General features: G+C 51.4%; 9 protein-coding genes. 5 read left to right on the top strand and 4 right to left on the bottom strand.

Features of this window, described 5'->3' with window-relative positions:
* Nucleotides 1-103 precede the first annotated feature (103 nt).
* Nucleotides 104-343 (bottom strand): hypothetical protein, encoded by a 240-nt coding sequence (locus DXY38_RS14160; RefSeq protein WP_371410976.1) that lies wholly within the window; start codon nt 341-343, stop codon nt 104-106.
* A 171-nt stretch (nt 344-514) separates the two neighbouring features.
* On the bottom strand, nt 515-901 hold the full coding sequence (locus tag DXY38_RS01895) for an ester cyclase (RefSeq protein WP_244278973.1): 387 nt from the start codon (nt 899-901) through the stop codon (nt 515-517).
* 152 nt (nt 902-1,053) lie between these two features.
* Here DXY38_RS01895 and DXY38_RS14155 point away from each other — a divergent pair, with 152 nt between their 5' ends.
* Both DXY38_RS14155 and DXY38_RS14055 read left to right on the top strand, forming a co-directional pair.
* Nucleotides 1,054-1,281, top strand: coding sequence for a hypothetical protein (locus tag DXY38_RS14155; RefSeq protein WP_170952818.1), 228 nt, complete (start codon nt 1,054-1,056; stop codon nt 1,279-1,281).
* Nucleotides 1,282-1,703: 422 nt separating this feature from the next.
* Entirely contained in the window at nt 1,704-1,835 is a 132-nt protein-coding gene (locus tag DXY38_RS14055; protein ID WP_006852879.1) for a hypothetical protein, read from the top strand.
* Nucleotides 1,836-2,122: 287 nt separating this feature from the next.
* Here DXY38_RS14055 and DXY38_RS01885 read toward each other — a convergent pair whose 3' ends face one another.
* Nucleotides 2,123-2,740: a hypothetical protein gene (locus DXY38_RS01885; protein WP_244278972.1), complete on the bottom strand. Its 618-nt coding sequence runs from the start codon at nt 2,738-2,740 to the stop codon at nt 2,123-2,125.
* Between the two features lie 765 nt (nt 2,741-3,505).
* Between DXY38_RS01885 and ruvA the strand changes: the two genes are divergently transcribed.
* Genes ruvA through DXY38_RS01865 form a run of 3 tightly spaced genes read left to right on the top strand, consistent with a single transcriptional unit; the run spans nt 3,506 to nt 4,936 of the window.
* Nucleotides 3,506-4,165, top strand: a complete 660-nt coding sequence (ruvA, locus tag DXY38_RS01875) for a Holliday junction branch migration protein RuvA (protein WP_006852883.1) — start codon at nt 3,506-3,508, stop codon at nt 4,163-4,165.
* A 56-nt stretch (nt 4,166-4,221) separates the two neighbouring features.
* A complete protein-coding gene (gene rpsO / locus DXY38_RS01870) occupies nt 4,222-4,491 on the top strand; it encodes a 30S ribosomal protein S15 (protein ID WP_006852884.1) in 270 nt (89 codons plus the stop codon).
* 28 nt (nt 4,492-4,519) lie between these two features.
* The gene (locus tag DXY38_RS01865; RefSeq protein ID WP_115070219.1) at nt 4,520-4,936 is read left to right on the top strand and encodes a PAM68 family protein; all 417 of its coding nucleotides are present in this window, start codon (nt 4,520-4,522) and stop codon (nt 4,934-4,936) included.
* A gap of 9 nt (nt 4,937-4,945) precedes the next feature.
* On the opposite strand, the gene DXY38_RS01860 is transcribed toward DXY38_RS01865, so the two are convergent.
* Nucleotides 4,946-8,467, bottom strand: coding sequence for a DNA polymerase III subunit alpha (locus DXY38_RS01860; protein ID WP_115070218.1), 3,522 nt, complete (start codon nt 8,465-8,467; stop codon nt 4,946-4,948).
* Between the last annotated feature and the right edge of the window lie 80 nt (nt 8,468-8,547).

Below are 8,547 nucleotides of genomic sequence, written 5' to 3'. Positions count from 1 at the left end.
AAACGAGCGAGTTAGGCCGTCTTTCCTATCTGGGAGGGGCGGCCTCTCTTCATGGGATGAGCCGTGGTGATCAACAGCTGGATCCAGGTCTCTGATGCGCAGCTCATCCCCCTCTTCGTTCTCCGAGCACCAAAGGGTTGTAGGCGATCGAAATGCCGAACTCTTCAGCAAATTCAACCACCCTGCACCAGGTGCGGGCGGTCCAATGCAGATAGATCCTGGCGGCCATGCGGATACATCCCATCCGTTCAACGATGACAAGCAGGGACGCTCCGCCAATGTGTCTGCGTTCTTTCTGAGTCTTCAGCAGGGTGTGTATCGCTACAAACAAAACCATGGACATGCAGGATCCTTTGCGCAGCGGCGTCGAGCTGCTGACAAAAGGGAGAGCACGAGCGGCCTGAGAAACCGCTCGTTTTTTTGTTCTGTTTTTTAAGGATAAAGATGGCTGACGAACAGAAGCCGATGAGACAGGTTTCTAAGCATCAAAGAAACGACTGACAAGCCTTTCACATCACACCAGAAAGGAAAGGTGAGATTCATGGTTCATGACCTTAAGTAATCGCTCTGGAGCAATCGGATCAATGGGGAGACCCTTGGGGTTTAAGAGCCCGAGTTGCACCAGCAGTCCAGCTTGATCCCAATAAATGTGCTCGCAGGCCACTTTCTCGTCTTGAAGGCCAACAATGACAACAACAGCGATGGTTACCTTCCGCCCGGTGGGTTCCACTGCGGGAAGGAGGTGTTCGATTTTCTGGGTGTGGGTAAATTTGATCACAACCTCATCTACGAGGCGCTCTCCATCAATGGTTCGTGAAACCGGCACGAATTCGGCATCGGGTGGAAAGAACTGGCCGATTAACTGTTCTGCATAAAAGCGACGAACGCTTTCTTGACCCACAACGTCTGAACCGGAACCAAATCTCCTGCAAGCTCTACCTGATTTGGCGCATCAAACAGTTCAGAGGCATGGAGATAACCAGCTTCAACAGATGGGACTGCTTTTGATACCACTTTCTTTCACCCCATCTCGGGTGCCCAGCCTGCGCTGCTTTGCCAGGTGGGCGCCCAGAGCTTGCAAGTCTTGGTGAGGTGCTGGCCCTGCTGCAGCTGCTGCTGCCGGATGTTGCAAGCAACCAGCGTGTGGCAGTGCTGATCAACACCATGCCTGAAGTGCTGGCACGCCACGCACACATTGGAACACCGGCAGTTCTGCAGCTCCCGATCATCCACATAGCCCCACTCCTCCATAACCCCCTCGCTTCAGTACAGACGTACTAGCTTAAACGGTGGAAGTCGTGGTGCTGGTGAACGCCCAACCAGAGACAGCGACCAGGCGATGAAGCAGCAGCCAAAACAAAGAGACAAAAGAAAACCCCGCCAAAGGCGGGGTCTCTCGGCTTCTTATCGGGCGTGATTCCTTGTTTCCACTCCGTGAAGAAGCCCTCCTCACAGGTCAATTATGCTTGGCGATTGGCACTGTGCCACTTTCTGCCAACACTTAGGTGACTGTCACAAGATTTCTGTATTTAATAGTCCCGTCAACCCTGACAAAGGATTGACTCCTCACACCCCCCAAAGAAGGCTTCGTCGCCTTCTTTTTTTATGCCTGCTGCCTGGAGACCCACAAGCAAAACAGCTGGGCTTTGCCTTTCGTTACAAATGGCCTAAGCTTTGTTACATAACGAAAAGAGCCTTATCCGATGACCGATTACTCAACCGCCATCTTTGGCCTGATCGCCTTCACCGGAATCGTTTCCGCTGCCGTGGTCTACATCCTTGCCCAGCCTTCCGATCTGCCAGTCGTAAAGAAAGCAAAAGCAGCTCAAAGCTGAATCCCCTACAGAACACTCCTTAACGATTCAACCCATGAACACTCAAGATCTTCTCGTGCTTCTTGTGAGCTTCGGAACCGCATGCTTCGCTCTTAATATCTACAAATTGAATCAAGCGCCTCAACAGTGAGCTTTACAAAGCTTCATCAGGCTGTTACTGGATGTAAAGCGTTCCTTGGACGGCATCTGCGAACGAATGTTGCTTGAAGAAGCGATTTTCCAATTAGTAAAAAAGATCTCTTTCCAAGGAGATCTTTTTTTATGCCGGAAATTTCTTTTAAGTCGCGTTAGCCGAGCCAACTTAAAAGCACCTGCTTCAGAGAAGGAATGCTCCATTGCTGCAGCTCTTCATCTGCCGCCCACTGAATAGCCCGAACCCGTTCTTCTGAGTAATGAACGGCCTCAGTGATCTTTCGAAAAAGAGCGAGCTCTTGGGCATTGATGTCTGTCAAATCACCTTGATCTCTGGAGACCATGGCCGTGAGATAGGCCAGTTTGACGGCAAGATCTCGTTCTTCCTTTGACTTCAGTGCACTCAAGCGCTTGAAAAGATCATCATGCTCAATCCGCTGAGTACTTCCCCTTGCCACGCTGATGTTGCGTGACGGCGATGAATAACCTTCAACCAAACGGTTTTTCAAGGCATCACGATCTTCCTGAAGGCCATGGCTATCAATAAGAGACAGGATCAATTCCTCTTCTTCCTCAGACATTGAGCCATCGCAGTAGGCAACCTCCTGGACAAGCTGAAGCAAGGTTATGGAGCTGCTCTCGTTCATCTTCAAGGCGTCTTCTTCCCGACCTTCTAGCATCATCTCTTCGTAAAATGGAGCCCCGTAATCGACATTGAGGATTGGGAGGGGGACACGACATTTGCCAAGAAGGGCGGCGATCCCCCACGCCATGGATGCCGCACAGATCCAGCCCCCTTAAGGAAGCCAAAGACTTGGCATTGCAGTGATCACACTGATTCGTGAGTTGCTTCTTCCCATCAGCCAGCCGATGAAAGCTTTGGCCAAAAGAAAACCCCGCCAAAGGCAGGGGTTCTCGACTTCTTAACAGGCGTGTTGCCTTGTTTCCACTCCGCGAAGAAGTCCTCCTCACACCAGCATTGTGAATGAAGAAGAACAGTGTGCAAGGCACGTCTTGTCACTTGTTGGATTGCCACAAAGCCGGAGCCTTGACCTATAAAGAACGTGTCAACTCCTGACAAAGGATTGACTCCTCACACCCCCCAAGGAAGGCATCAAACACCTTCTTTTTTTATGCGGTGATCAATCCATCTCTTGAGCCCTTGCCGCCGTAGGCCTGCATGGCTTGAAAACTCCAAAAGAGCACTCTTCGCGAGCAAAGCCCCACAGACATCGAAACAAACAAGTCTCTACGTGTCGGTTAGTTGACTGAGTGGGACATTCTTCATAAAGATGGATGCGGCCATCTCCTCACAAGATTTGGCTCCTCACACCCCCCAAAGAAGGCTTCATCGCCTTCTTTTTTTTTGCCAGTCATTGCAACGAAGCACTCCCCTGTGTGCTCTTGCAATCCATCATTGGCGCGCCGCGATCAAGCACGGTCGCTTCCTCAAGCTCAAGACAGGTGGTTGACTTATCTGATGACTGTCCCCAGGTCATGCCCACAGAAGCCTCGATGGGGCCATTGAAAGAACTCGCATGATCGGCTGGCTACAAGGAGAACGCATCGAACACTGGAGTCAGGGCGGACGTCAGGGATTGGTGATTGCCTGCGCAGGTGTGGGCTACGAGGTTCAACTGGCTTCGAGGTACCTACAACCTCTCTCCGCAGGGACAACTTGCACCGTCTGGATTCATCAGGTGCAAAGGGACGATGGCTCGAGTTTGTTTGGCTTCCCAGATCGCAGAGAAAGAGATCTGTTTCGCGTTCTGATCAGCGTGAATGGGGTCGGTCCTCAAGTGGGGCTGGCGTTGTTGGAGAGCTGCAGCGCTGCCGAGTTGATTGAAGCGATCATCGATGGAGACCTGCGACGCCTCACCCAAGCGCAGGGCGTAGGCAAACGCACGGCAGAACGCCTTGCGGTGGAACTTCGCGATCGGCTGGGTGCATGGAGTGCAGATCAAGACAATGATCGTTCCGACCTCTCCCTTGTGGACAGAAGTGATCTCAAATCGCTGCCGATTGATCCCGACCCCCTGCAGGATTTACAGCTCACCCTCAGCACACTCGGCTATGAGGATTTAGAGATCCGCCGCGCGATGCGCGCTGTGACCAATGGAGAAGACGTCCCGGCATCGGATGACGGGGATGGGTGGTTACGCGCAAGCCTGCGTTGGTTGAACCGCCCTTCGTCCTAAATGTGCCCATGAAGAGGTAAATTAGTTGTTTGCACAAGTAGGGCCGGACGCTTCGCATGTCGCTCGATACAACTGAAAAGCAGCAACTCATCAACAGCCACCAAACCCACGCCACCGACACCGGATCGGCAGAAGTTCAGGTCGCCATGCTGAGCGAGCGCATCTCGAAGCTCAGCAGCCATCTTCAGCAAAACATCCACGATTATTCGTCCCGCCAGGGGCTTCTCAAGATGATTGGTCGTCGCAAGCGTCTGCTTGGCTACGTCCGAGGCAAGAGTGAGCAGCGCTACAGCGATCTCATTTCTAAGCTTGGAATCCGCGGCTAAGCAAGCTGCACAGGATTTCAGGGACCCCATGGCTGATCGACGCAACTCTCTGCCCTTCGAGCCGCGCCGGTCAGCAGAAGGATCGAAAGCACAATCCAAATCCAAACGGTCTGCCTCTCAATCAGGAAGCAGTCAACCCATTCCCAAGTCTGTTGCCAACCGAATGGCACGACGCGTGGCGATCTCCACAGGCATCCCTTCAATCATGGGAATGGGTGTTTTCGTTGGAAGTTATTTACTGGTCTCACGTCAGATCATGGATGTTCCCCCTGGGATCACCTTGCTGGCCTCTGGCGGTTTCTTTTTGTTGGGACTAGGGGGTCTCAGCTATGGCGTTTTATCAGCCAGTTGGGAACAGAATGCAGGGACCTTGCTGGGACTTGAGCACATCAAGCCCAACATCCAGAGAATGCGCGAATCCATTCGTGCTCAAAAACAGACCTAAATCAGCGCCTTAATTCAGGAGAGGTTCACTGCATGTCACGTTGAATGACTTCTCTTGAAGATGAAGAGCGGCTTCAGAGGCATCGCGAACACAAAATTGTGGTCCAAGACGCACATAGCGAACCGTATTTCCTTGGCGCACTGCGGCAACAACCGGGACTCTGACGCCTAACTGTTCCTGATCTGGGCGGTAGGCCTGAAGGCATTCGCGCAATTTGTGTTGAACAGCCACATCGCTGGCCTGTTCTGGATCAAGTTCCACCATCAGTAAACGCAGATCATCAATCGCTCGACAGTCATCCACGATCAATTGGACCCGCTCGTCGCGGCGATCCACGGCGGCCCAAACCAACAAACGAGCCTCAGCCATCAGGTGATCAGCCAAACGGGCATAGCTTTTGGGGAAGACCACCGCTTCACAGGATCCAGTGAGATCTTCCAAGGTCAACACCGCCATTCGATCCCCTTTGCGAGTGGTGACCTGACGCATCTCACTCACCATCGCAATCGCACTGACCTTGGCTTTGTCGGCTTGTTCTTCCAAACTGCCGAGGCCGATAGGAGCTAAAAGTTTCGCCGGAGCAGTGAGCTGTTTTAACGGGTGATCGGAGAGATAGAAACCAACAAGGTCCTTCTCAAGCCTGAGCTTTTCAGTGGGGTGGTAATCCTTCACCGGAGGAGCCTTGGGCGCCAAGCTGAGGTCAGTTCCCGCCTCATCAGCGCCTTCACTGGACGCTTCCATCAAATCAAACAAGTTGCCCTGTCCGCTGGCGCGATCTTTGGCCCTGGACGTAGCCCAATCAAGAAGAAGGTCTAAATCAGCCATCAGTTGAGCCCGATTCGCCTCGGGCTCAAGAGCATCCATCGCTCCGCAATGGATCAGCGACTCCATACTTCTGCGATTAAGCACCGCAGAGGGAAGACGATCACAGAGATCAGCAAGGGATTGGAATGGCCCCTCTGATTCCCTAGAGCCAATCACGGCGCGAATCGCGCCATCACCAAGATTGCGAACAGCTGACAACCCAAACAGGATGCGATCTCCCTTAGGAGTGAAATCAATTCCAGATGCATTGATATCTGGAGGCATCACTTCGATGCCCATTGCGTTGCAATTGGAGATATAGCGTTGAACTTTGTCGCTGGCTCCAGCATTCACCGTGAGCAAGGCGGCCATGTAAGCCACCGGATAATGCGCTTTTAGATACGCAGTTTGATAAGTAACAGCTCCGTAGGCCGTGGAGTGGCTTTTATTAAAACAGTATTCAGCAAAGAGAACCATTTGGTCAAAGAGTTCGTCAGCAATTTTCTTATCCACACCACGATCGGAAGCGCCTTGCACAAAGATTCCACGATGTTTCTGCATTTCCGACACCTTTTTCTTACCCATGGCGCGACGAAGTAAATCCGCTTCTCCCAATGAATAGCCAGCCATATCCTGAGCAATTTTCATGATTTGCTCTTGATAAACCATGATCCCGTAGGTTTCTTGAAGGATCGGCTCAATCGAATGATGCGCGAAATCAATCGCCTCACGACCATGCTTGCGGTTAATAAATTTTGGAATCAGTCCTGCGTCTAAAGGACCAGGACGATAAAGAGCCAAAATCGAGGAAATATCCTCTAAAGATGAGGGCTTGAGATCGCGAACGATTTGACGCATCCCCGTTGATTCCAGCTGAAAAATGCCTTCTAAGTCGCCACGAGCAAGCAAGGCATACGTTTCAGGATCTTCAAGCGGAAGCTTATCTGGATCAACTCTTTCTCCAATCGTGGTAGCAACAAGCTCCAGAGTTTTATCAATCATCGTGAGATTTTTTAGACCCAGGAAGTCCATCTTCAGAAGCCCCATCGACTCCACATCTTCCATGAAGTATTGAGTAATGACCTGTCCATCATTATTTCTCTGAAGGGGAACAAGTTCATCCAGAGGATCCGCTGCAATCACAACTCCAGCAGCATGCACTCCGTAGGTTTTATTCGTCCCTTCAATGCGCATTGCCATGTCGACCCAACGCTTAACGACAGGATCTTTCTTGTACTTTTCGCGAAATTCAGGATTGGGAGATTCCTCACCGATCATGGCTGCCAATTTCGCTGGTTTGCCGCGTACAACAGGAATCAACTTTGCGAGTCGATCAGCATCGCCATAGGGAATATCAAGAACCCTTGCCACATCTTTTAGAACCGCCTTGGACGTCATGCGGTTAAAAGTAATGATCTGAGCCACCTTGTCTTCGCCATAACGGCGCGTGACATAGTCGATCACTTCTCCCCTACGTTCGATACAGAAGTCGGTGTCAATATCAGGCATCGACTTCCGTTCTGGATTCAGGAATCGCTCGAACAACAGGCCATTCTTCACGGGATCAATATTGGTAATTCCAAGCGCATAGGCCACCAATGACCCCGCCGCTGATCCACGCCCCGGTCCAACGGGAATTCCCTGCTCTCTCGCAAAGCGGATGTAATCCCACACCACAAGGAAATAGGTGGGGAATCCCATCTGTTCCATGATCTTTAATTCATGGGACAGACGATCTCCATAGATCGGATCAATGGCTGTTTCGGAATCAATCTCCAATCGGTTGCGTAAACCCTGCTCCGTCACTTCCTGGAGATAACTCACAGGAGTGTGTGGCTCTGGGATTGGGAAACGCGGCATCTGATACCGGCCAAGAATGTCGTAATCCTCAACTTTTTCTGCAACTTGTACAGTGTTGCTAATTGCTTCCAACACCACATCTGGCTCAAGATGGTCAGCAAAGAGCCGTGACATCTCCTCTTCACTTTTAAGATATTCTGTGCCGGTGTAACGCAACCTTTTAACATCGCTAATCAGCTTGCCGGTGAGAACACACAGCAAAGCGTCATGCGCTTCTACATCGTTACGCGTGAGGTAATGAGCATCATTGGTAGCGATCAAGCGAATTCCAAGTTCCTTGGCAATCTGAACAATTCCTACATTGACAATGCGATCTTCAGGTGAGCCATGGTCCTGAATTTCCAGGTAAAAATCATCGCCAAAGACGTCCTGATACCAACGGGCCACATCACGGGCTACATCCAGACGATCACGCATAATCGCCTGAGGAATTTCACCACCAAGGCAAGCGGTGGCAACGATTAAACCTTCGCCATATTGCTTCAGCAATTGTTTATCAACACAGGCACGGGAAAAAATTCCTCGCCCTCGCATTCCACGCAGGTGGCTGATGCTGGTGAGCTTCACCAAGTTGCGGTAACCAGTGGCATTCTTCGCCAGCACCACGAGGTGATATCGGCGCTCCTTCTTAGGTTGAGGGTCATCAATGGAACCGTTGATGACATACATCTCATTGCCGATGATCGGCTTGATGCCTGCTCCTTTGCACAACTTGAGAAGCTCTACGGCTCCGTACATCACTCCGTGATCCGTGAGTGCCAGTGCCGGCATCCCTAACTCTTTGGCACGTTCAACCATCTGAGGAAGCTGCGAGGCGCCGTCCAAAAGGCTGTAATCGCTGTGGTTGTGAAGGGGAACAAATGCCATACCCTTAGCGTAAACGCATGCGCAAGATATGGGGGTATCAACCCCTGCACGCACCACATGCAGGGGGTTAAGACCCTTTG

Source organism: Synechococcus sp. UW179B, assembly GCF_900474245.1.
GTDB lineage: Bacteria > Cyanobacteriota > Cyanobacteriia > PCC-6307 > Cyanobiaceae > Synechococcus_C.
This window is presented reverse-complemented; position numbering and strand designations above follow the sequence as displayed.